Here is a 19,900-nt window from a genome sequence, read left to right on the forward strand (position 1 = left end):
TTTTTTTAAGAGACCGGAGAGAATTAGCGGTCTCGGGCGACAGGCACAACGGAGAGAGAAATTATGTTTGAACCTATGGAACTGACCAACGACGCGGTGATTAAAGTCATCGGCGTCGGTGGCGGCGGCGGTAACGCCGTAGAGCATATGGTGCGTGAACGCATTGAAGGTGTTGAGTTCTTTGCAGTTAACACCGATGCACAGGCACTGCGTAAGACGGCTGTAGGCCAGACTATCCAGATCGGCGGTGGCATCACCAAAGGGCTGGGCGCTGGGGCTAACCCGGAAGTCGGTCGTAATGCGGCTGAAGAAGATCGTGAGGCCCTGCGCGCTGCACTGGAAGGTGCGGACATGGTCTTTATCGCAGCGGGTATGGGTGGCGGTACGGGTACCGGCGCAGCACCTGTTGTGGCTGAAGTAGCGAAAGATTTAGGTATCCTGACCGTTGCTGTCGTGACCAAGCCTTTCAACTTTGAAGGCAAGAAGCGTATGGCTTTCGCGGAGCAGGGTATCACTGAACTGTCCAAGCACGTGGACTCGTTGATTACCATTCCGAACGACAAACTATTGAAAGTTCTGGGTCGCGGTATCTCTCTGCTGGACGCTTTTGGCGCAGCCAACGACGTGCTGAAAGGCGCGGTGCAGGGTATCGCTGAACTGATTACCCGTCCGGGTCTGATGAACGTTGACTTTGCAGACGTTCGTACCGTGATGTCCGAAATGGGCTACGCGATGATGGGCTCTGGCGTGGCAAGCGGTGAAGACCGTGCAGAAGAAGCGGCTGAAATGGCTATCTCTTCTCCACTGCTGGAAGATATCGACCTGTCTGGTGCGCGCGGCGTGCTGGTCAACATTACCGCTGGCTTCGACCTGCGTCTGGATGAGTTTGAAACCGTGGGTAACACTATCCGTGCGTTCGCCTCTGACAACGCTACCGTGGTAATCGGTACTTCCCTTGACCCGGAAATGAACGACGAGCTGCGTGTTACTGTTGTTGCTACCGGTATCGGTATGGACAAGCGTCCTGAGATCACCCTGGTGACCAACAAACAGACTCAGCAGCCGGTTATGGATCGTTACCAGCAGCACGGTATGTCTCCTCTGACTCAGGAGCAGAAACCGGCCGCGAAAGTGGTTAACGACCCCACTCCGCAAACGGCGAAAGAGCCAGATTATCTGGATATCCCGGCGTTCCTGCGCAAGCAAGCTGACTAAGAATTGGCTGGAATTTGGGGATTTTCGCTCTTTGTGCTAAACTGGCCCACCGTCAGTGATATACACTTTCGGTTGGATAGTTAATTTGGCGAGATTATACGATGATCAAACAAAGGACACTTAAACGTATCGTTCAGGCGACTGGTGTCGGTTTACATACCGGCAAGAAAGTCACACTGACGTTACGCCCTGCGCCGGCCAATACCGGGGTCATCTATCGTCGCACCGACTTGAATCCACCGGTAGACTTTCCGGCCGATGCCAAATCTGTGCGTGATACTATGCTCTGTACTTGTCTGGTGAACGAGCATGACGTGCGGATTTCTACCGTAGAGCACCTGAACGCCGCCCTGGCGGGTCTGGGTATCGACAACATTATGGTTGAAGTCGATGCGCCAGAAATCCCGATCATGGATGGTAGTGCTGCTCCGTTCGTCTATCTGTTGCTGGATGCCGGCATCGAAGAACTGAACTGCGCGAAAAAATTTGTTCGTATCAAAGAGACCGTTCGCGTCGAAGATGGCGACAAATGGGCTGAATTCAAACCGTACAATGGTTTCTCGTTGGACTTTACCATCGATTTTAACCATCCGGCGATTGATGCCAGCACCCAACGCTATGCGATGAACTTCTCTGCTGATGCGTTTATGCGCCAGATCAGCCGTGCCCGTACGTTTGGCTTCATGCGTGATATCGAATATCTGCAGTCCCGCGGCCTGTGCCTGGGCGGCAGCTTCGATTGTGCCATCGTTGTTGACGATTATCGCGTACTGAACGAAGATGGTCTGCGTTTTGAAGATGAATTCGTTCGTCACAAAATGCTGGATGCTATCGGCGACCTGTTTATGTGTGGTCACAACATCATTGGTGCATTTACCGCGTTTAAATCCGGTCATGCACTGAACAACAAACTGTTGCAGGCAGTCCTGGCAAAACAGGAAGCCTGGGAATATGTGACCTTTGAAGACGAAGCTGAGCTGCCGCTGGCCTTCAAAGCACCGAACACGGTACTGGCGTAACGGTTAAAGCCGTTTCGTAAAAAATCGACTGGTTAACCTGGTACTCTCTCCGACCAGGGAGACCAGTCGTTTTTATTTTTACCTTTCTTCATTTATTTGCCCCAGCGTCACTTCTCGTTTGCCCGGTGCAGAAAATCTGTGCGTTAGCTGCATTCTTGACCGTTTTTCCCCGCAGCAATACGTCATTCCTGCTGCTGTGTATTGGCTTTAGTGGTAATATCTGGGCGCTTAAAAGAATAATTGAATTCAGCCTGTTGAAGGCTGGCTTAATGTGGTGGAGCAAGTGAGCGGAATACTGACGCGCTGGCGACAATTTGGCAGACGTTACTTCTGGCCGCATCTCTTATTAGGGATGGTCGCGGCGAGTTTCGGCTTGCCTGCGCTCAGCAACAGTGCGGAAGCGGCGACGCCGACGAAGACCTCCACAACCAAACACGATCTCAACACGCGGGTTAATTTTACTAACCTGGCGTGGCTTGAAGCCAATCGCCGCCCGAATTTCTCGGTGGATTACTGGCACCAGCATGCGATCCGTACCGTTATTCGCCATCTGTCATTTGCGATGGCTCCGCAGGCACTGCCTGTTGCTGAAGAGACGCTGCCGGTACAGGCGCAGCATCTTGCTCTGCTGGACACGCTTAACGCGCTGCTTACGCAGGACAGTCAACCACCCGTCATGGTGCGTCAGACCTCGCAAATCGCTAACGTTCCTCCTGCGACCTTCTCCGTTTCGACATGGATTAGCCAGGCCCACGGCATCCGCGCCGGGCCTCAACGCCTCAGCTAAATTAACCTTTTTTCAATACCTTAATTTATCTGCCCAACCTGGGGCGTTTGAGAATTTATTATGCTAATCAAATTGTTAACAAAAGTTTTTGGGAGTCGTAACGATCGTACCCTGCGCCGTATGCGCAAAGCTGTTACCGTCATCAATGGCATGGAGCCGGCGATGGAGAAGCTCTCTGATGACGAGCTGAAAGCGAAAACCGTAGAATTCCGCGCGCGTCTTGAAAAAGGCGAAACGCTGGAAAGCCTGATCCCGGAAGCCTTCGCCGTTGTGCGTGAGGCCAGTAAACGTGTGTTTGGCATGCGTCACTTCGACGTTCAGCTGCTGGGTGGTATGGTGCTTAACGAGCGCTGCATCGCGGAAATGCGTACCGGTGAAGGTAAAACCCTGACCGCAACGCTGCCCGCCTACCTGAACGCACTGACCGGTAAAGGCGTTCACGTCGTTACTGTCAACGACTATCTGGCACAGCGTGATGCCGAAAACAACCGTCCCCTGTTCGAATTCCTGGGCATGACCGTTGGCATCAACATGTCCGGTCTGCCGGCCCCCGCCAAACGTGAAGCCTATAACGCGGATATCACCTACGGTACCAACAACGAATACGGCTTCGACTACCTGCGTGACAACATGGCGTTTAGCCCTGAAGAGCGCGTGCAGCGTAAACTGCACTATGCGCTGGTGGATGAGGTGGACTCCATCCTGATCGATGAAGCGCGTACCCCGCTGATCATCTCCGGCCCGGCCGAAGACAGCTCCGAGATGTACCGTAAAGTCGATAAAATCATTCCGCACCTGCTGCGTCAGGAGAAAGAAGATTCCGACACCTTCCAGGGTGAAGGTCACTTCTCTGTCGATGAAAAAGCGCGCCAGGTGAACCTGACCGAACGCGGTCTGGTGAAAATTGAAGAGCTGCTGGTGGCTGAAGGCATCATGGAAGAGGGCGAGTCTCTGTACTCGCCGACTAACATTATGCTGATGCACCACGTCACTGCCGCGCTGCGTGCCCACGCGCTGTTCACCCGTGATGTCGACTACATCGTGAAAGACGGTGAAGTTATCATCGTTGATGAGCACACCGGCCGTACCATGCAGGGACGTCGCTGGTCTGACGGTCTGCACCAGGCCGTTGAGGCCAAAGAAGGCGTTGATATTCAAAATGAAAACCAGACGCTGGCCTCTATTACCTTCCAGAACTACTTCCGTTTGTACGAGAAGCTGGCGGGGATGACCGGTACTGCAGATACCGAAGCATTTGAATTCAGCTCCATCTACAAACTGGATACCGTGGTCGTTCCAACCAACCGCCCAATGATCCGTAAGGATATGCCGGACCTGGTGTACATGACCGAAGCGGAAAAAATTCAGGCGATCATTGAAGATATTCGCGATCGTACCGCTAATGGCCAGCCGGTGCTGGTGGGGACAATCTCCATCGAGAAATCCGAAGTGGTTTCCAATGAGTTGACCAAAGCGGGCATCAAACACAACGTTCTTAACGCGAAATTCCACGCCAAAGAGGCGGATATCGTTGCGCAGGCGGGTTACCCGGCAGCGGTAACAATCGCCACCAACATGGCGGGTCGTGGTACCGACATTATGCTGGGTGGTAGCTGGCAGGCAGAGATTGCCGAGCTGGAAAACCCAACGCCGGAGCAGATTGCTCAGATTAAAGCGGACTGGCAGGTACGCCATGACGCGGTGCTGGCATCCGGTGGTTTGCATATCATTGGTACCGAACGTCACGAATCTCGTCGTATCGATAACCAGCTGCGCGGCCGTGCGGGTCGTCAGGGCGATGCCGGTTCTTCCCGCTTCTACCTGTCTATGGAAGATGCGCTGATGCGTATTTTCGCCTCCGACCGTGTTTCCGGCATGATGCGTAAACTGGGTATGAAACCTGGCGAAGCCATTGAACACCCGTGGGTCACCAAAGCGATTGCTAACGCCCAGCGTAAAGTGGAAAGCCGCAACTTCGATATTCGTAAGCAGCTGCTGGAATATGATGATGTGGCCAACGACCAGCGTCGTGCCATCTATACCCAGCGTAACGAACTGCTGGACGTGTCCGACGTGAGCGACACCATCAACAGCATTCGCGAAGACGTATTCAAAGCGACTATCGACGCGCATATTCCACCGCAGTCTCTGGAAGAAATGTGGGATATCGAAGGTCTGCAGGAACGCCTGAAAAACGACTTCGACCTCGAACTGCCAATCAAAGAGTGGCTGGACAAAGAGCCTGAGCTGCACGAAGAGACCCTGCGTGAACGTATTTTCGAAACCGCGCTGGACGTATACAAGCGTAAGGAAGAAGTCGTTGGCGCTGAGATGATGCGTCACTTCGAAAAAGGCGTGATGCTGCAAACGCTGGACTCCCTGTGGAAAGAGCACCTGGCGGCGATGGACTACCTGCGTCAGGGTATCCACCTGCGTGGTTACGCGCAGAAAGATCCGAAGCAGGAGTATAAGCGTGAATCCTTCGCCATGTTTGCGTCCATGCTGGAGTCACTGAAGTATGAAGTGATCAGCACCCTGAGCAAAGTTCAGGTACGCATGCCAGAAGAAGTGGAAGCAATGGAGCAACAGCGCCGTGAAGAAGCTGAGCGTCTGGCACAGATGCAACAGCTGAGCCACCAGACTGACGAGAGCGAAGCTGCGGCAGCGATCGCGGCCCAGACTGGCGATCGTAAAGTTGGCCGCAACGATCCGTGCCCGTGTGGTTCCGGTAAAAAATACAAGGCGTGCCACGGTCGTCTGAGCTAAATTCATAACAAAACAAAAAGGCGCAGAAATCTGCGCCTTTTTTATGGAAGTGACAATATGAAAATACTGCAAATTGCCGTCGGGATTATTCGCAACCCGCAAAACCAGTTCTTTATCACCCAGCGCGCCGCCGACGCCCATATGGCGAACAAATGGGAGTTTCCGGGCGGGAAAATCGAGTCAGGCGAAACGCCGGAACAGGCGCTGATCCGTGAGCTTCAGGAAGAAGTGGGGATCACCCCGCTTGGCGCAACGCTGTTTGACAAGCTCGAATACCAGTTTCCCGATCGTCACATTACGCTTTGGTTCTGGCTGGTGGAAAACTGGGAGGGGGATCCCTGGGGCAAAGAGGGGCAACCGGGTAACTGGGTTGAACTGCAGGCAAGCGATGCCGACAAATTCCCGCCGGCAAATGAGCCTGTGATTACCCGGTTAGTGCAGGGCGTTTAATTTACTGCTGTTCTTCACTCCAGTCATCGCTGTCCGAAAGAGTGCCTTCACTCGGAATGCGTTTCTCTTCCGCCGCCCATTCGCCCAGGTCAATTAACTGACAGCGTTTACAGCAGAATGGGCGGTATGGGCTCACTTCGCCCCAGACAACACTTTTGCCACAGGTTGGGCAGTTTACGATGGTTACGTCAGACATTGGCACTCCTTAACAACAGGCCAGTTCAAAATCGAGGCGTTCCGGCACGGTGCCATTTTCACTGTCCAGCGGCATAAAGCGAATCGCAAAACGGCTCTTATGCCCGGAGATTTGCGGGTAAAGCTGCACGTCGAGCGAAAGGTTCAGTCGCAGCAGATCGGCATCGTCCCCGTTATCCTGGTAAAAACCGTTCAGGCTGGTCTGCTTGCGGAACGGCGCAGAGTTACGGATAAGATCGAGGATCAGCGATAACGTCCGGTGCATCGGCTCCAGGCTTTCCAGCCAGATATTCACCTGCGCATCACGCTGCGTTTGCGGCATGTGCAGCCACATATGAAGCGTCGGCAGGTCAAAGCTGCAGCATCCACCGGGTATACTCAGGCGCTGGCGTACCAGGGCAATCAAGCGATCTTCACGCAAAAACTGGCCAACGCGAGGGGCAGCCATTAACGTGCTGCTACTGCTTTTTAACTGCTGACGCAGGGAATCGATACGGCTTTGATCAACACCCGGGACTTCCGCCCATGCCTGCAGTTTACGCTGCTGACGCTCAAGTTCTTTCAGTAATTCGGTGCGAACATCTCCACGCTCAATCACATCCAGCAGGTCGCCCACATTGCGGAAGAAGTGCAACGCAGTGGCGTGATCGTTGACAGGCAGGTGTTGCGAGAGTTGTTGAATAAGAAATTCGATACGCAGCCAGGTACGCATTTTTTCGTTAAGTGGATGCTCAAAAAGGATGTGAGTCGACATTATGGTTTTTCCTGTGCAACGGCCTGCGCGGCGAAGGTCAAATACTGCGCGTGCAGACGGGCAACATCCGATGCAATGGCATCTGGTGCGCCGTTATTATCAATAACATCATCCGCAACGGCCAGGCGCTGATCGCGCGTGGCCTGAGCGGCAAGAATTTGTTCGGCATGTACGCGCGAGACGCGATCGCGCGTTATGGTTCGCTGGATTTGCGTTTCAGGAAGGACATCAATGACCAGAACCCGATCGGCTTTCTTCTGCAGCTGATTTTCTACCAGCAACGGAACTACCCACAGCACATACGGTGAGCGGGCGGCGGCAATCTGACGCTGGGTTTCCTGGTGGATAATGGGGTGGAGCAGGGCATTAAGCCAGACCTTTTCCGCAGAATCGGAAAAAATGCATTCGCGAAGCTGCCGGCGATTTAGCGTGCCGTCCGCATTGATGATGGCCGGGCCAAAATGTTCTTCAATGGCCTTTAACGCGGGTGTATTCGGTTCTACCACCTGACGGGCAATGATATCGGCATCGATAATCGCGATACCCAGGCGAGCGAAAGCGTCCGCAACGGTACTTTTGCCACTACCGATGCCGCCGGTTAATGCGACGGTATACCCCATTAAATCAAATCCTGGGAATTATTCATTATTAAAATCAGTTGGTTGAAATTCAAACGTGTGCCAGCCAATGTTTAGCTCTCTTTACCGGCTTTTTACCAGGTAAATTTATAGGATTGTAGCGTAAAAAAAGAGAATTTCGCAGTCTTGCGGAGCAGGTATTAGTGCGTATGATAACGTCACTGGAGTTGTGCTTTTAACATATTTGCCTCTAACCCCAGGAATCCGCACATGCGTATCGAAGAAGATCTGAAGTTAGGTTTCAAAGACGTTCTTATCCGCCCTAAACGCTCTACACTGAAAAGTCGCTCAGACGTTGAACTCGAACGTCAATTCACCTTTAAACATTCCGGTCAGACCTGGTCTGGCGTGCCGATCATCGCTGCCAATATGGATACCGTGGGAACCTTCGAGATGGCAACCGCGCTGGCACAGTTCGACATCCTCACGGCAGTTCACAAACACTACAGCCCTGAAGAGTGGAACGCCTTTGTGGCATCCGCTTCTGCTGAGGTCGTGAAGCATGTGATGGTCTCTACCGGAACCTCAGATACCGATTTCGAAAAGACCAAACAAATCCTCAAGAGTAACCCCGCGCTGAACTTCGTCTGTATTGATGTAGCGAATGGTTATTCCGAACACTTCGTGCAGTTCGTGAGCAAGGCGCGTGAAGCCTGGCCGAACAAAACCATCATTGCGGGTAACGTAGTGACCGGCGAGATGTGTGAGGAGCTGATCCTCTCTGGCGCAGATATCGTCAAAGTGGGCATTGGCCCGGGTTCCGTGTGCACCACGCGTGTGAAAACCGGTGTCGGTTATCCGCAGCTTTCTGCGGTTATTGAATGTGCCGATGCTGCGCACGGCCTGGGCGGCCAGATCATCAGTGACGGTGGTTGTACTACCCCGGGTGATGTCGCGAAAGCTTTCGGCGGCGGCGCAGACTTCGTGATGCTTGGCGGTATGCTGGCAGGTCATGAAGAGAGTGGCGGTACCGTGGTGGAAGAGAACGGCGAGAAATTTATGCTGTTCTACGGTATGAGCTCTGAATCGGCGATGACCCGTCACGTGGGTGGCGTTGCAAAATACCGTGCGGCAGAAGGCAAAACCGTGAAGCTGCCGCTGCGCGGCCCGGTTGAGAATACCGCACGTGACATTCTTGGTGGCCTGCGTTCGGCCTGCACCTATGTGGGGGCATCCCGCCTGAAAGAGTTGACGAAACGCACGACCTTTATCCGCGTTCAGGAACAGGAAAACCGCGTTTTCAATAGCCTGTAATCGCGTAAGCTGGCGCGCATCCGTGTGCCAGCGTTATCCCGCACTCATCGCATCCCCGAGATGGAAGATAGGCAGATACATTGCCACCACCAGCGTGCCGATAATCACACCCGTCACGATCAGCAGCACAGGCTCCAGCACGGCAGCCAGGTTATCTGCTGACTGAAAGGTTTGCTCCGTGTGGTGACGCGCCAGGTTTACCAGCATGATATCGAGCGCACCTGACGTTTCACCGGTTCGTAATAGCTGAATACACAGCGGAGTAAAAACCGCCGCCTTTTGAAAGGATGCCCAAAGGGGATAACCCTTTTCAACGTCTTCCCGGATGGCGCGGAGTATCCCCTGCCAGTACCTGCTCTCAACCGTCTCTTCTGCACTCTCCAGACCCTTTAAAAAAGCGATGCCCGCCTGCTGCGTGAGCGACAGCACGGTAAAAATTTGCCCCAGCTTTTGTCCTTTAGCCAGTGCACCCATGACGGGGATATGCAGCAGTACGTGTTGCCAGCGTGGATCCTGCCGCCAAGCCCAGGCGATGCTCACAGGAAGGAGTAGCCCCGCGAACAGCGCGAGGGCATAGGACTGTATAAACGTTGCCATTCCCATGACTATTTGTGTCAGCATCGGGAGCGGGGTATTAAACGTTTTGTAGATGGCGGCGAATTCGGGCAAGACCAGAGTGACCATGGCCAGCACCACGAGTACCGCCAGAGCCAGGATTACCATCGGGTAACGCAGTGCCTTTTTCACTTTCGCACTGAGTTGCTGCTGTGATTTTTGTTGCTGGGCAAGTTCACGGCAGCACGTCTCCAGCTTCCCGGTTAGCTCGCCGGTCTTCACCATCGACACATACAGTGGGCTAAATACCGCGGGCCAGCGCTTCAGCGCCTCAGAAAAAGGGCATCCTTCACTCAGCTCATCGGCAAGGCTTTGCAGGAGTGCCTGCCAGGGTGTTATCGGATGCTGGTCCGCCAGCATCTGCAGGCTGTCAGACAGTGTCAGGCCCGCCTGCAAAAGCGTGGCGAGCTGGTGAAATACCTCGTAGCGGTGATGTGGTCGCCAGCGATACCTCTGCGTGCAGCGGGTGATTGTCAGAGGATGCAGCGCTTTGCGCATCAGCCTGTCGAAAGCCGCATTGCGGTCAGTTGCCCACAGAGCCCCGCTTCGGGGCTCTCCTTCAACGGATAGCGCACGCCAGCGCCAGAGGTGATTAGCAGCCATCGGGCATTCCCAGGATACGCAGCAACTCTTCGAGCGTGGTCAGTCCCTGTTCAACAGCCATACAGCCATGTTCGAAAAGGGATGTCATTCCTGCCTGACGGGCGCTGGCCTCTATCACCTCTGACCCCGCTCCGCTGGCAATGGCCTGCCGGAGTGTCTGGTCAATGACGAGCACTTCAAAAATGGCGACGCGACCATAAAAACCGTGATAACAGCGCTCACAGCCGGTGGGTTGCCAGCGCGGTAGCGGCCGGGGCCAAACGGAGCGAGGCAGTTCTGCCCGCTTGTCGGTTTCCTGGCGGCAATGGGGGCATAAACGGCGCACCAGCCGCTGGGCGATGACCAGCGAGAGGGCGGAAGAGATCATCCATCGCGCCACCCCCATCTGCTGCAGGCGGATCAGGGTTTCCGCCGTCGAGTTGGTGTGTAGCGTCGACAACACCAGATGCCCGGTTTGTGCGGCATTAATGGCAATCTCTGCCGTTTCGCCATCACGAATTTCGCCGACCATAATGATGTCAGGATCCTGACGTAGCAGCGCTCTCAGCACCGTCTGGAAGGTAAGGCCCGCACGCGGGTTTATCTGCGTCTGGTTTAATCCTGCAAGCGGGATCTCTATCGGGTCTTCCACGCTGCAGATGTTCACATCCGGCGTGTTTCGAGCCTGCAGCGCGCTGTACAGCGTTACGGTTTTACCGCTGCCGGTGGGGCCGGTAACCAGAATCAGCCCCTGCGGCTGGTGGAGCACTTCGCTAAAGCCGGCCAGCTGTTTAGCATTCATCCCCAACGTTTCCGGCTCAAGAGATTGCTGAACCTGATGCAGCAGGCGCAGTACAATTTTTTCACCCCCACTGCAGGGAAGTGTGGCGATGCGAAATGAGACCGGCTCGTTTGCCAGCTCAATCGTAAACTGACCGTCCTGCGGTAAGCGGCGCTCCGCAATATCGAGGTTACCCAGCACTTTTAACCGGGCGCTGAGCATGGTGGCCAGCGCGGCTGAAAGTGGGGGCTGCGGGCAAAGCACGCCGTCGATGCGCAGGCGAATCTGGCAAGTTTGCTCCATCGGTTCAATATGAATATCAGAAGCGCGTTGGTTTATCGCCTGCTGCAGCGTGTGGTTAAGAATATCCACCGCTGAGTGTGTCGGCGTAACGACGGGCAGATGCGTTTGTGTGGTTAACTGCCGGTGCTTTTCCATGCGCTCGGCGCTCCAGCACTCGATATCAATCCGTTTCTGGGTAGCGAAACGCAGGGCTTCCATCAGTTCAGGGCCGGGGTTTCCCACGACGGCAATGCTAATCATGTCGCTATCGCTACTCAGCAGAAGGGCATGGTGACGCAGACAAAGTGCGACAAGCTGATCGGTATTCATCATCCGCTCCTTAGTGGGTGTCGAAGCGGAAAACGTCTTCACAGGCCTGCTTGAGCGCGCTGTCGGTACCGATGTTGCAGTCACGCGTCCACCCCGTCATGCCGTTGCCGTCACTCCATTGTGGCGTCATGACCACCTCCAGCCCATTAAGGCTCTCCTGGCCGGTTAAGGTCACGACGCCTTTCGCCACGTTCATGCCTGAAACGTAGCGGGTAGTGGTGGGGGACGGGATGCCATTACTGCCTCCGTCACAGCTCTCCACGCCGCCGTGATCCAGGGCGCAAAGCTCAATGGCGGTGCGGTAGGGAATGAAGGTTTGCAGCATATCGGTCAACGCTGCTTTTCGCAGGTAGTTCTGGTACGCGGGAACGCCGATGGCGCTCAGAATGGCAATAATGCCGATCACCACCATCAGCTCAATGAGTGTGAATCCTTGTTGTCTGTCCATGTCTGCTCCTTACGTTAAGTAGGGCTACTCTGGCAGTGAGACAGCGCAGAAACGAGGGGCAAAAAAAGGAACGTGAAGGGGCTTTCAGGGAATTCGTGGCGTGTTGCAGGATAGGGCAATGGTTTTGCGAGCGGGAGTGAATTTCCCCTCTCCGCAACGAGAGGGGAGGATCATTATTTGAAGCGCATCGAGAGGTCGAGGGCGCGAACGTGCTTGGTCAGCGCCCCAACGGAGATGAAATCAACGCCGGTCTCGGCGAATTCACGGATCGTATCAAACGTCACGTTGCCGGATACTTCAAGCTGGGCTTTGCCGTTAGTCAGTTTTACCGCCTCGCGCATCTGCCCGGTTTCGAAGTTATCAAGCATGATGATATCGGCGCCGGCCTTGATAGCCTGCTCCAGCTCCTCCAGGTTTTCGACTTCCACTTCGACGGGCACATCCGGATGCAGCCAGAAGGCTTTTTCGACCGCCTGACGCACGGATCCCGAGGCAATGATATGGTTTTCTTTAATCAGGAACGCGTCAGATAACCCCAGACGATGGTTTGCACCGCCGCCACAGAGCACCGCGTATTTCAACGCAGTGCGCAGACCTGGTAGCGTTTTGCGGGTATCCAGCAACTGCGTGCGGGTACCCGCCAGCAGGTCAACGTAGCGACGCACTTCGCTTGCCACGCCGGACAACGTCTGCACGAAGTTCAGCGCGGTTCGTTCGCCGGTCAGCAGTACGCGGGAAGGCCCATCAAGTTCGAACAGCGGCTGATTTGCCGTAATCGCATCACCGTCGTCGACATGCCAGGTGATCTGCACCTCATCGCCTGCCAGTTGGGTAAAGACCTCTTCAACCCAACGCTTACCGCAAAAAATCCCCTCTTCGCGCGTAATAATGACCGCATGTGAGCGAGTCTCTTTTGGCAATAATTGTGCGGTAATATCCCTGTCGGCGCTGACGTCACCGCCCAGATCTTCTTTCAGGGCATGGGCAACGCTTGCCGGAATATCCATACTAATACGTTCCAGAAGCGCTTCACGTCGGTTGTCGGGGTTGTAACGGCGAGGCGGCATGATAAAACTCCAAATTGGTAACGAATCATAATATTGAAACATGCTACTCTGAACCGAGTAACAGCACCATACATAAGGAGTTCCAGCATGTTGTTAGAAAACGGATGGCTGGTGGATGCGCGGCATGTGCCCTCGCCGCACCACGACTGCCGCCCGGAGGATGAAAAGCCCACACTGCTGGTTGTTCATAATATCAGTCTCCCGCCGGGTGAGTTTGGCGGCCCGTGGATCGACGCGTTATTCACGGGGACCCTGGATCCTGATGCCCATCCTTTCTTTGCTGAGATTGCGCATCTGCGCGTGTCGGCTCACTGTCTGATCCGTCGCGACGGCGAAGTGGTTCAGTACGTCCCTTTTGATAAGCGCGCCTGGCATGCCGGCGTGTCGATGTACCAGGGACGCGAACGCTGCAATGATTTTTCCATCGGGATTGAGCTGGAAGGCACTGACACCACCCCCTACACCGATTCACAGTATCAACAGTTGGTGGCTGTAACCCACACGCTGATCGGGCTCTATCCCGCGATAGCCGGGAATATTACGGGACACAGCGATATTGCCCCGGCGAGAAAAACCGATCCCGGCCCGGCTTTTGACTGGCCCCGGTTTCGCGCCTTGCTTACCGCGTCGTCAGAATAAGGAGATAACATGACGTTGTTTACCATGCTGCTGGTTATCATCGCTGAACGCCTGTTCAAACTCGGTGAGCACTGGCATCTGGATCACCGGCTGGAGGTGCTTTTCCGCCGGATTAAACATTTTTCCATGCTGCGCACGCTGCTGATGACCGCTGGCGTGATGGTTATAACGTTTTTACTGCTGCGTTCGCTTTACGGCCTCTTTTTCAACGTGCCGCTGCTGGTGGTGTGGATCCTGCTCGGCGTGCTCTGTATTGGCGCGGGCAAGGTGCGTATGCACTACCACGCCTATCTGAAAGCCGCATCCCGTGACGATGCCCATGCGCGGGGCGCCATGGCGAGTGAGCTGACGATGATCCACGGCGTGCCGCCGGATTGCGATGAGCGTGAATTTTTGCGCGAACTGCAAAATGCGCTACTGTGGATCAACTTCCGTTACTACCTGGCACCGCTGTTCTGGTTTGTGGTGGGCGGTCCGTGGGGGCCGGTACTGCTGATGGGCTATGCGTTTCTGCGCGCCTGGCAGACCTGGCTTGCCCGTTACCTTACCCCGCATGAACGTTTATTGTCGGGAATCGATGCCATTCTGCATGTGCTGGACTGGCTCCCGGTACGTCTGGTGGGCGTCGTTTATGCGTTAATTGGCCACGGTGAAAAAGCGCTGCCGGCATGGTTTGCTTCGCTTGCCGACCGCCACACGTCTCAGTATCAGGTGTTAACACGTCTGGCGCAGTTCTCGCTGGCGCGTGAGCCGCATACCGACAAGATTGAAACGCCGAAAGCGGCTGTCTCCATGGCGAAGAAAACGTCGTTTGTGGTGGTCGTGGTCGTGGCGTTGCTGACCATTTACGGCACGCTGGTCTAAGCCAGCGCGCCGTACCGGTCAGAGCGTATCAGCAGGCGGGATGCCAAAATCAGGCATCCCGTTTTCGTCCCAGCGCACGCATTTCAGACGCGTGTGACGATTCGGGTCATAGAGCGGGTCGCCTTCAATCTCGGTGTAGTTTCGCGCGTGGTAGACCAGCACGTCTTCTCCCTCCGGCGTTTGCGTAAAGCTGTTATGCCCGGGCCCAAACTGACGATTCTCGACGCTGGTTCGGAAAACCGGACGCGACGCTTTATGCCAGTTCGCCGGATTTTGCGGATCGGCGTTCATGTCTATCCACAGTAACCCCATGCAATAGTTCTCATCCGTAGCGCTGGCGGAGTAGCTGATAAACAGCTTATCTTCGTGAAACAGCACTGCCGGACCTTCGTTGACCCAAAATCCGCGGCATTCCCAGTCATACTCCGGTTTACTGAGCATCACCGGCTCGCCTTTGAGCGTCCACGGATTCGCCATTTCGCACAGATAGAGGTTGGAGTTTCCGGAGATATCCGGGGCTTTTTGTGCCCACAAATACCAGCGTTTTCCCTGATGGACGAACGTGGTGGCGTCCAGTGCGAAGGTGTCGAACGGGGTGGTAATCTGGCCTTTCTCGATCCACGTCCCGGTGAGGGGATCGTGGTCCGCACACTCCAGCGCAAACATACGGTGCTGGAACATCCCGAGGCTGTCCAGCGCCTGGGTATGGGTGGCGGCAAAATAGATATACCACTTACCGTCAATGTGGTGCAGTTCCGGTGCCCAGATCAGCTGGCTCATCGGCCCGGTCTCCGGTTTACGCCAGACCACGACCTCTTCGGCATCGCGTAGTCCTTCCAGCGAGTCGGCGCGACGGATCTCGAGCCTGTCGTACTGCGGCACGGAGGCGATAAAGTAGTACAGCCCCTCGTGGTGCAGAATATAGGGGTCGGCACGTTGTTCAATAAACGGGTTTGGCCAGGTGTGCATTCGGCTTTCCTTATTTCGTCTCAGCGGCTTTGAGTTCCTGATAATTATTCAGCTCGCGATAATTGTTGCGACGCTTCTCGAGGTCTTCCTGGATCTGCTTCATCGTTTCGCGGTCAACCTTCAGCAGACGTACCACGCCTGCGGTAATGAGATACCCGACGCCCGGAATCACGGTAAACAGCAATACAATGCCGTTGATGGCATCCGGACTTTGCGCTTTCGCCCCCGCGTCATAACCGTACCAGGAGAGCAGGAAACCAACCATCGCACCGGCAATCGCCAGCCCCAGTTTGAGGAAGAAGATGTTACCGGAGAAGCTGATCCCGGTGATGCGCTTACCGGTTTTCCACTCACCGTAGTCATCGACGTCGGCCATCAGCGACCAGTGCAGCGGAGACGGGATCTGGTGCAGGATGTTCAGCAGGAAGTAGAGCACCACAATAGTGACCGTGGCTTTCGGATCGAAGAAATAGAAGGCGCAGGAGAAAATCGCCAGCACGATGTTGGTCCAGAAGAACACTTTCAGCTTACACCAGCGGTCGGTGAGGACTTTCGCCAGCATACTGCCGAGCATCATGCCAACCACGCCCAGGCTGATAAACAGCGTGGCGAAATGAGTACTCTGGCCCATAACCCAGGTCACGTAGTACATCGTGGCCGCCATGCGGATAAAGCCCGGGCACACGTTGCACAGGGTTAGCAGCAGAATGCGCACCCACTGGTCGTTCTTCCACACGTCTTTCAGGTCGTTTTTCAGCTCGTCATGAGTCTGTACCGCCGGGCGTACACGCTCGCGAACGGTATAGAAGCAGAACAGAAACATACCGGTACCAATCAGCGCCAGCACGGTCATTGCCATCTGGTAGCCTTTGGCTTTGTTGTCGCCACCAAACCAGTCGGCCATCGGTAACAGCGTCAGCGACAGCAGCAGCGTGGCGATACCTACCAGCACAAAGCGATAGGACTGGCAGGCAACACGTTCCTGCGGATCGTTGGTAATCACGCCGCCTAACGAGCAATAAGGAATGTTGATTGCCGTATAGGTTAAAGAGAGCAGGAAATAGGTGACGAAGGCATAGATAACTTTGCTGTTGTAGCTCCACTCTGGTGTGGTGAACATCAGGATGCTGAACAGCGCATAGGGAAAGGCTATCCACAGCAGCCATGGACGAAACCGGCCATATTTACTGCGGGTACGGTCGGCGATGGCCCCCATAATCGGATCCGTTACGGCATCAATTACGCGGACAGACAGCAGCAGTACGCCGACCAGTGCAGGCGCCAGGCCAAAAATATCGGTATAAAAATAATTAACAAACAACATGATGGCGCCAAAGATGATGTTGCAACCTGCATCGCCCATCCCATAGCCGATCTTTTCTTTTACTGACAGTTTAGCGTTATCCATAGACTGCTCTCCGGGTTACGGTATGGAGAGAATTATTTGCTGGCAAACGAATATATGCGTTGCAGTATCAGGGCGGTGATATGGATAAATGCGCTGTTGGCGTGAAACTGTGAGGGAGGTAACAACACGCGGTACCTGCAAAACGCAGATACCGCGGGGGAGACTTAGTGAGCTTTCAGGGCATTGCGGCTTTTCTGGCTAAACAGATAGCCGATACCAAGAACGGCAACCCAGACTGGGATCAGGTACACCGAGATTGCCATACCCGGGGTCAGCAGCATGATGACCAGCACTCCCGCCATAAACAGCAGACAGATCCAGTTGCCCAGCGGATAGAGCAGGGCAGGGAAGCGAGTCTTCACACCCTGCTGATGCTTGGCACGGCGGAACTTGATGTGTGCCAGGCTGATCATCGCCCAGTTGATAACCAGGGCAGAGACCACCAGCGCCATCAGCAGGCCAAACGCCGATTCCGGGGCCAGATAGTTAATCAGGACACACAGCGCCGTTACGATCGCCGAAACGATGATGGTGTTCACCGGAACGCCACGCTTGTCGACGTTGAGCAGCATCTTCGGCGCGTTACCCTGCTGGGCCAGGCCGAACAGCATACGGCTGTTGCAGTATACGCAGCTGTTATAGACCGACAGCGCCGCCGTCAGCACCACGATGTTGAGCGCATTCGCCACGACGGTATCGCCCAGCTCGTGGAAAATCAGGACAAACGGGCTGGTGTCGGCAGTAACGCGCGTCCACGGCAGCAGAGAGAGCAGAACGGCCAGTGAGCCCACATAGAAAATCAGAATACGGTAGATAACCTGGTTGGTCGCTTTCGGGATGCTCTGTTCCGGGTTGTCGGCTTCAGCTGCGGTGATGCCGACCAGCTCCAGACCACCGAAGGAGAACATAATGATTGCCATCATCATCACGAGGCCCGTCATGCCGTGAGGCAGGAAGCCGCCCTGTTCCCAGAGGTTGCGTACCGTGGCCTGCGGGCCACCGTTGCCGCTAAACAGCAGCCAGCCGCCAAAGATGATCATCGCCACGACGGCAACCACTTTGATGATGGCAAACCAGAACTCCATCTCACCGAAGACTTTAACGTTGGTGAGGTTGATGGCGTTAATAATGACGAAGAAGGCCGCAGCAGAAGCCCAGGTGGGGATCTCCGGGTACCAGAACTGAATGTATTTCCCGACGGCGGTCAGTTCAGCCATGGCAACCAGAACGTACAACACCCAGTAGTTCCAGCCTGACGCGAAACCGGCGAAACTGCCCCAGTACTTATAGGCAAAGTGGCTGAAAGAGCCCGCAACCGGCTCTTCAACGACCATTTCACCTAACTGGCGCATAATCAGAAAAGCGATAAAACCGGCAATGGCGTAACCCAAAATAATGCCGGGACCGGCAGACTGGATAACGGATGCACTTCCCAGAAACAGTCCAGTGCCAATAGCACCGCCCAGTGCGATTAGCTGTATATGGCGGTTCTTCAGACCGCGCTTTAGCTGATCGCCGTGCTGTTGAGCTTCCATTTGAAACCTCGTGTGTGGTTGTTATGTTCACGCGACGCGTGTGTAATTATGAATATCCGTTTTCTGTATTTATTTCTTTACAGTCAATGAGACCGAAAAAAGCGGAGATGTCTTCCGTAAGCGCCAGAATAGTGGTAAGCGCCAGCGAATGCACCTGCTTTATGACGGGGCGATGACGAGTTGAATAAAAAGAAAGCATTTGTAAATCACCCCGCTAACCCTTCATACCCCAACCTATAGAATAGAAATGCTCCGTAAGTGGGCAAAATTTCATATTTTGCGTTGTTGAATCGCTTCAGATTGCAAAAACCCTCGTTTCATTAAGGTTAAAACTCCCACTAAGGGAGTAACTAACTCATTTGTGCGAAGTTACATTTCTGAAACGTTATTTCTGTAAGGTTGTTAAAATGTGCAGGGTTTACTGATTTCAATCAAAACCAATATGGACAGAAGGTGAATACTTTGTTACTTTAGCGATACGAACTTGAAATTGGTAAGACCAATTGACTCCGGGCAAAAAGGCGTAAGACAGGGAATATGGCCTACAGCAAAATTCGCCAACCAAAACTATCTGATGTGATTGAGCAGCAGCTGGAGTTTTTAATCCTCGAAGGGACACTGCGCCCGGGTGAGAAACTTCCGCCAGAACGCGAGCTGGCAAAACAGTTCGACGTTTCACGTCCCTCTCTGCGTGAGGCGATTCAACGTCTCGAAGCAAAGGGCTTGCTGCTTCGTCGCCAGGGCGGCGGAACCTTTGTGCAAAACAGCCTGTGGCAGAGCTTCAGCGATCCGCTGGTAGAACTTCTCTCTGACCACCCAGAATCCCAGTTTGATCTGCTTGAGACCCGTCACGCGCTAGAAGGTATCGCGGCCTATTACGCCGCACTTCGTAGCACTGATGAAGATCGCGTGCGTATCCGCGAACTTCATCAGGCCATTGAACGGGCACAGCAATCCGGCGATTTAGACGCCGAGTCCAATGCCGTTGTCCAGTATCAAATCGCCGTCACCGAAGCTGCACACAATGTTGTGCTCCTCCATCTGCTACGCTGCATGGAGCCGATGCTGGCCCAGAACGTTCGTCAGAATTTTGAATTGTTGTATGCCCGTCGGGACATGCTCCCATTGGTAAGCAACCATCGCACCCGAGTATTCGAGGCGATAATGGCCGGGGAACCGGAGCAGGCGCGCGAAGCGTCGCACCGACATCTGGCTTTCATTGAGGAAATCTTGCTGGACCGCAGCCGTGAACAATCGCGTCGCGAACGTTCATTACGCCGCATACAGCAACGAAAGGATTAA

At 54.5% G+C, this 19,900-nt stretch carries 19 protein-coding genes; 9 read left to right on the forward strand and 10 right to left on the reverse strand.

Annotated features, from left to right (window positions below; all coding sequences use genetic code 11):
- Positions 1-63: 63 nt before the first annotated feature.
- The 5 genes from ftsZ to mutT all read left to right on the forward strand — a co-directional run bounded on the left by ftsZ (position 64) and on the right by mutT (position 6,237).
- Positions 64-1,215 (forward strand): cell division protein FtsZ, encoded by a 1,152-nt coding sequence (gene ftsZ, locus JTA15_RS21195; protein ID WP_008501978.1) that lies wholly within the window; start codon positions 64-66, stop codon positions 1,213-1,215.
- Between the two features lie 101 nt (positions 1,216-1,316).
- Positions 1,317-2,234 (forward strand): UDP-3-O-acyl-N-acetylglucosamine deacetylase, encoded by a 918-nt coding sequence (lpxC, locus tag JTA15_RS21200; RefSeq protein WP_014168633.1) that lies wholly within the window; start codon positions 1,317-1,319, stop codon positions 2,232-2,234.
- Positions 2,235-2,517: 283 nt separating this feature from the next.
- Positions 2,518-3,021: a secA translation cis-regulator SecM gene (gene secM, locus JTA15_RS21205; protein ID WP_165569255.1), complete on the forward strand. Its 504-nt coding sequence runs from the start codon at positions 2,518-2,520 to the stop codon at positions 3,019-3,021.
- Positions 3,022-3,081: 60 nt separating this feature from the next.
- On the forward strand, positions 3,082-5,787 hold the full coding sequence (secA, locus tag JTA15_RS21210; protein ID WP_014168636.1) for a preprotein translocase subunit SecA: 2,706 nt from the start codon (positions 3,082-3,084) through the stop codon (positions 5,785-5,787).
- A gap of 57 nt (positions 5,788-5,844) precedes the next feature.
- Complete coding sequence (mutT, locus tag JTA15_RS21215) at positions 5,845-6,237, forward strand: 8-oxo-dGTP diphosphatase MutT (RefSeq protein WP_014168637.1); 393 nt, start codon at positions 5,845-5,847, stop codon at positions 6,235-6,237.
- Between the two features lies 1 nt (position 6,238).
- On the opposite strand, the gene yacG is transcribed toward mutT, so the two are convergent.
- From yacG to coaE, 3 genes are read right to left on the reverse strand one after another with little or no spacing between them, the layout of a single operon-like run.
- Complete coding sequence (gene yacG, locus JTA15_RS21220) at positions 6,239-6,433, reverse strand: DNA gyrase inhibitor YacG (RefSeq protein WP_020882580.1); 195 nt, start codon at positions 6,431-6,433, stop codon at positions 6,239-6,241.
- A gap of 9 nt (positions 6,434-6,442) precedes the next feature.
- Positions 6,443-7,186: a cell division protein ZapD gene (gene zapD / locus JTA15_RS21225; protein WP_014168639.1), complete on the reverse strand. Its 744-nt coding sequence runs from the start codon at positions 7,184-7,186 to the stop codon at positions 6,443-6,445.
- On the reverse strand, positions 7,186-7,806 hold the full coding sequence (coaE, locus tag JTA15_RS21230) for a dephospho-CoA kinase (RefSeq protein ID WP_219372694.1): 621 nt from the start codon (positions 7,804-7,806) through the stop codon (positions 7,186-7,188). The genes zapD and coaE overlap by 1 nt, the downstream gene beginning before the upstream one ends.
- A 228-nt stretch (positions 7,807-8,034) precedes the next feature.
- On the opposite strand from coaE, the gene JTA15_RS21235 reads away from it, so the two are divergent.
- Positions 8,035-9,078 (forward strand): GMP reductase, encoded by a 1,044-nt coding sequence (locus JTA15_RS21235; RefSeq protein ID WP_032679625.1) that lies wholly within the window; start codon positions 8,035-8,037, stop codon positions 9,076-9,078.
- A gap of 33 nt (positions 9,079-9,111) precedes the next feature.
- Here the strand turns inward: JTA15_RS21235 and hofC are convergent, their stop codons facing one another.
- The 4 genes from hofC to nadC all read right to left on the reverse strand — a co-directional run bounded on the left by hofC (position 9,112) and on the right by nadC (position 13,183).
- Positions 9,112-10,296, reverse strand: coding sequence for a protein transport protein HofC (hofC, locus tag JTA15_RS21240; protein ID WP_219372695.1), 1,185 nt, complete (start codon positions 10,294-10,296; stop codon positions 9,112-9,114).
- A complete protein-coding gene (gspE, locus tag JTA15_RS21245) occupies positions 10,286-11,668 on the reverse strand; it encodes a type II secretion system protein GspE (RefSeq protein ID WP_025205399.1) in 1,383 nt (460 codons plus the stop codon). The genes hofC and gspE overlap by 11 nt, the downstream gene beginning before the upstream one ends.
- 10 nt (positions 11,669-11,678) lie before the next feature.
- Entirely contained in the window at positions 11,679-12,116 is a 438-nt protein-coding gene (gene ppdD, locus JTA15_RS21250; protein WP_014168644.1) for a prepilin peptidase-dependent pilin, read from the reverse strand.
- A 173-nt stretch (positions 12,117-12,289) separates the two neighbouring features.
- Complete coding sequence (gene nadC, locus JTA15_RS21255) at positions 12,290-13,183, reverse strand: carboxylating nicotinate-nucleotide diphosphorylase (RefSeq protein WP_032681658.1); 894 nt, start codon at positions 13,181-13,183, stop codon at positions 12,290-12,292.
- A gap of 87 nt (positions 13,184-13,270) precedes the next feature.
- On the opposite strand from nadC, the gene ampD reads away from it, so the two are divergent.
- Together ampD and ampE are read left to right on the forward strand one after the other, a co-directional pair.
- Positions 13,271-13,822, forward strand: a complete 552-nt coding sequence (gene ampD / locus JTA15_RS21260; RefSeq protein WP_219372696.1) for a 1,6-anhydro-N-acetylmuramyl-L-alanine amidase AmpD — start codon at positions 13,271-13,273, stop codon at positions 13,820-13,822.
- A 9-nt stretch (positions 13,823-13,831) separates the two neighbouring features.
- Positions 13,832-14,686, forward strand: coding sequence for a beta-lactamase regulator AmpE (ampE, locus tag JTA15_RS21265; RefSeq protein ID WP_025205391.1), 855 nt, complete (start codon positions 13,832-13,834; stop codon positions 14,684-14,686).
- 18 nt (positions 14,687-14,704) lie between these two features.
- On the opposite strand, the gene JTA15_RS21270 is transcribed toward ampE, so the two are convergent.
- From JTA15_RS21270 to aroP, 3 genes are all read right to left on the reverse strand, one after another.
- Complete coding sequence (locus JTA15_RS21270; protein WP_050737498.1) at positions 14,705-15,655, reverse strand: family 43 glycosylhydrolase; 951 nt, start codon at positions 15,653-15,655, stop codon at positions 14,705-14,707.
- Positions 15,656-15,665: 10 nt separating this feature from the next.
- The gene (locus JTA15_RS21275) at positions 15,666-17,063 is read right to left on the reverse strand and encodes a glycoside-pentoside-hexuronide (GPH):cation symporter (protein WP_014168649.1); all 1,398 of its coding nucleotides are present in this window, start codon (positions 17,061-17,063) and stop codon (positions 15,666-15,668) included.
- A 164-nt stretch (positions 17,064-17,227) separates the two neighbouring features.
- Positions 17,228-18,598 (reverse strand): aromatic amino acid transporter AroP, encoded by a 1,371-nt coding sequence (gene aroP / locus JTA15_RS21280; protein WP_014168651.1) that lies wholly within the window; start codon positions 18,596-18,598, stop codon positions 17,228-17,230.
- 537 nt (positions 18,599-19,135) lie between these two features.
- Between aroP and pdhR the strand changes: the two genes are divergently transcribed.
- Positions 19,136-19,900 carry a pyruvate dehydrogenase complex transcriptional repressor PdhR gene (gene pdhR / locus JTA15_RS21285; RefSeq protein ID WP_013095596.1) on the forward strand — a complete coding sequence of 255 codons (765 nt, stop codon included), beginning with the start codon at positions 19,136-19,138 and terminating at the stop codon, positions 19,898-19,900.

Source organism: Enterobacter sp. BIDMC 29 (genome assembly GCF_019378755.1).
GTDB classification, from domain to species: domain Bacteria; phylum Pseudomonadota; class Gammaproteobacteria; order Enterobacterales; family Enterobacteriaceae; genus Enterobacter; species Enterobacter ludwigii.

Excerpts from the sequence above, each read along its gene's own strand:
- ftsZ (WP_008501978.1), top strand. The coding sequence starts at position 64 with ATGTTTGAACCTATGGAACTGACCAACGACGCGGTGATTAAAGTCATC.
- lpxC (WP_014168633.1), top strand. The coding sequence starts at position 1,317 with ATGATCAAACAAAGGACACTTAAACGTATCGTTCAGGCGACTGGTGTC.
- secA (WP_014168636.1), top strand. The coding sequence starts at position 3,082 with ATGCTAATCAAATTGTTAACAAAAGTTTTTGGGAGTCGTAACGATCGT.
- mutT (WP_014168637.1), top strand. The coding sequence starts at position 5,845 with ATGAAAATACTGCAAATTGCCGTCGGGATTATTCGCAACCCGCAAAAC.
- yacG (WP_020882580.1), bottom strand. The coding sequence starts at position 6,433 with ATGTCTGACGTAACCATCGTAAACTGCCCAACCTGTGGCAAAAGTGTT.
- zapD (WP_014168639.1), bottom strand. The coding sequence starts at position 7,186 with ATGTCGACTCACATCCTTTTTGAGCATCCACTTAACGAAAAAATGCGT.
- coaE (WP_219372694.1), bottom strand. The coding sequence starts at position 7,806 with ATGGGGTATACCGTCGCATTAACCGGCGGCATCGGTAGTGGCAAAAGT.
- JTA15_RS21235 (WP_032679625.1), top strand. The coding sequence starts at position 8,035 with ATGCGTATCGAAGAAGATCTGAAGTTAGGTTTCAAAGACGTTCTTATC.
- hofC (WP_219372695.1), bottom strand. The coding sequence starts at position 10,296 with ATGGCTGCTAATCACCTCTGGCGCTGGCGTGCGCTATCCGTTGAAGGA.
- gspE (WP_025205399.1), bottom strand. The coding sequence starts at position 11,668 with ATGAATACCGATCAGCTTGTCGCACTTTGTCTGCGTCACCATGCCCTT.
- ppdD (WP_014168644.1), bottom strand. The coding sequence starts at position 12,116 with ATGGACAGACAACAAGGATTCACACTCATTGAGCTGATGGTGGTGATC.
- nadC (WP_032681658.1), bottom strand. The coding sequence starts at position 13,183 with ATGCCGCCTCGCCGTTACAACCCCGACAACCGACGTGAAGCGCTTCTG.
- ampD (WP_219372696.1), top strand. The coding sequence starts at position 13,271 with ATGTTGTTAGAAAACGGATGGCTGGTGGATGCGCGGCATGTGCCCTCG.
- ampE (WP_025205391.1), top strand. The coding sequence starts at position 13,832 with ATGACGTTGTTTACCATGCTGCTGGTTATCATCGCTGAACGCCTGTTC.
- JTA15_RS21270 (WP_050737498.1), bottom strand. The coding sequence starts at position 15,655 with ATGCACACCTGGCCAAACCCGTTTATTGAACAACGTGCCGACCCCTAT.
- JTA15_RS21275 (WP_014168649.1), bottom strand. The coding sequence starts at position 17,063 with ATGGATAACGCTAAACTGTCAGTAAAAGAAAAGATCGGCTATGGGATG.
- aroP (WP_014168651.1), bottom strand. The coding sequence starts at position 18,598 with ATGGAAGCTCAACAGCACGGCGATCAGCTAAAGCGCGGTCTGAAGAAC.
- pdhR (WP_013095596.1), top strand. The coding sequence starts at position 19,136 with ATGGCCTACAGCAAAATTCGCCAACCAAAACTATCTGATGTGATTGAG.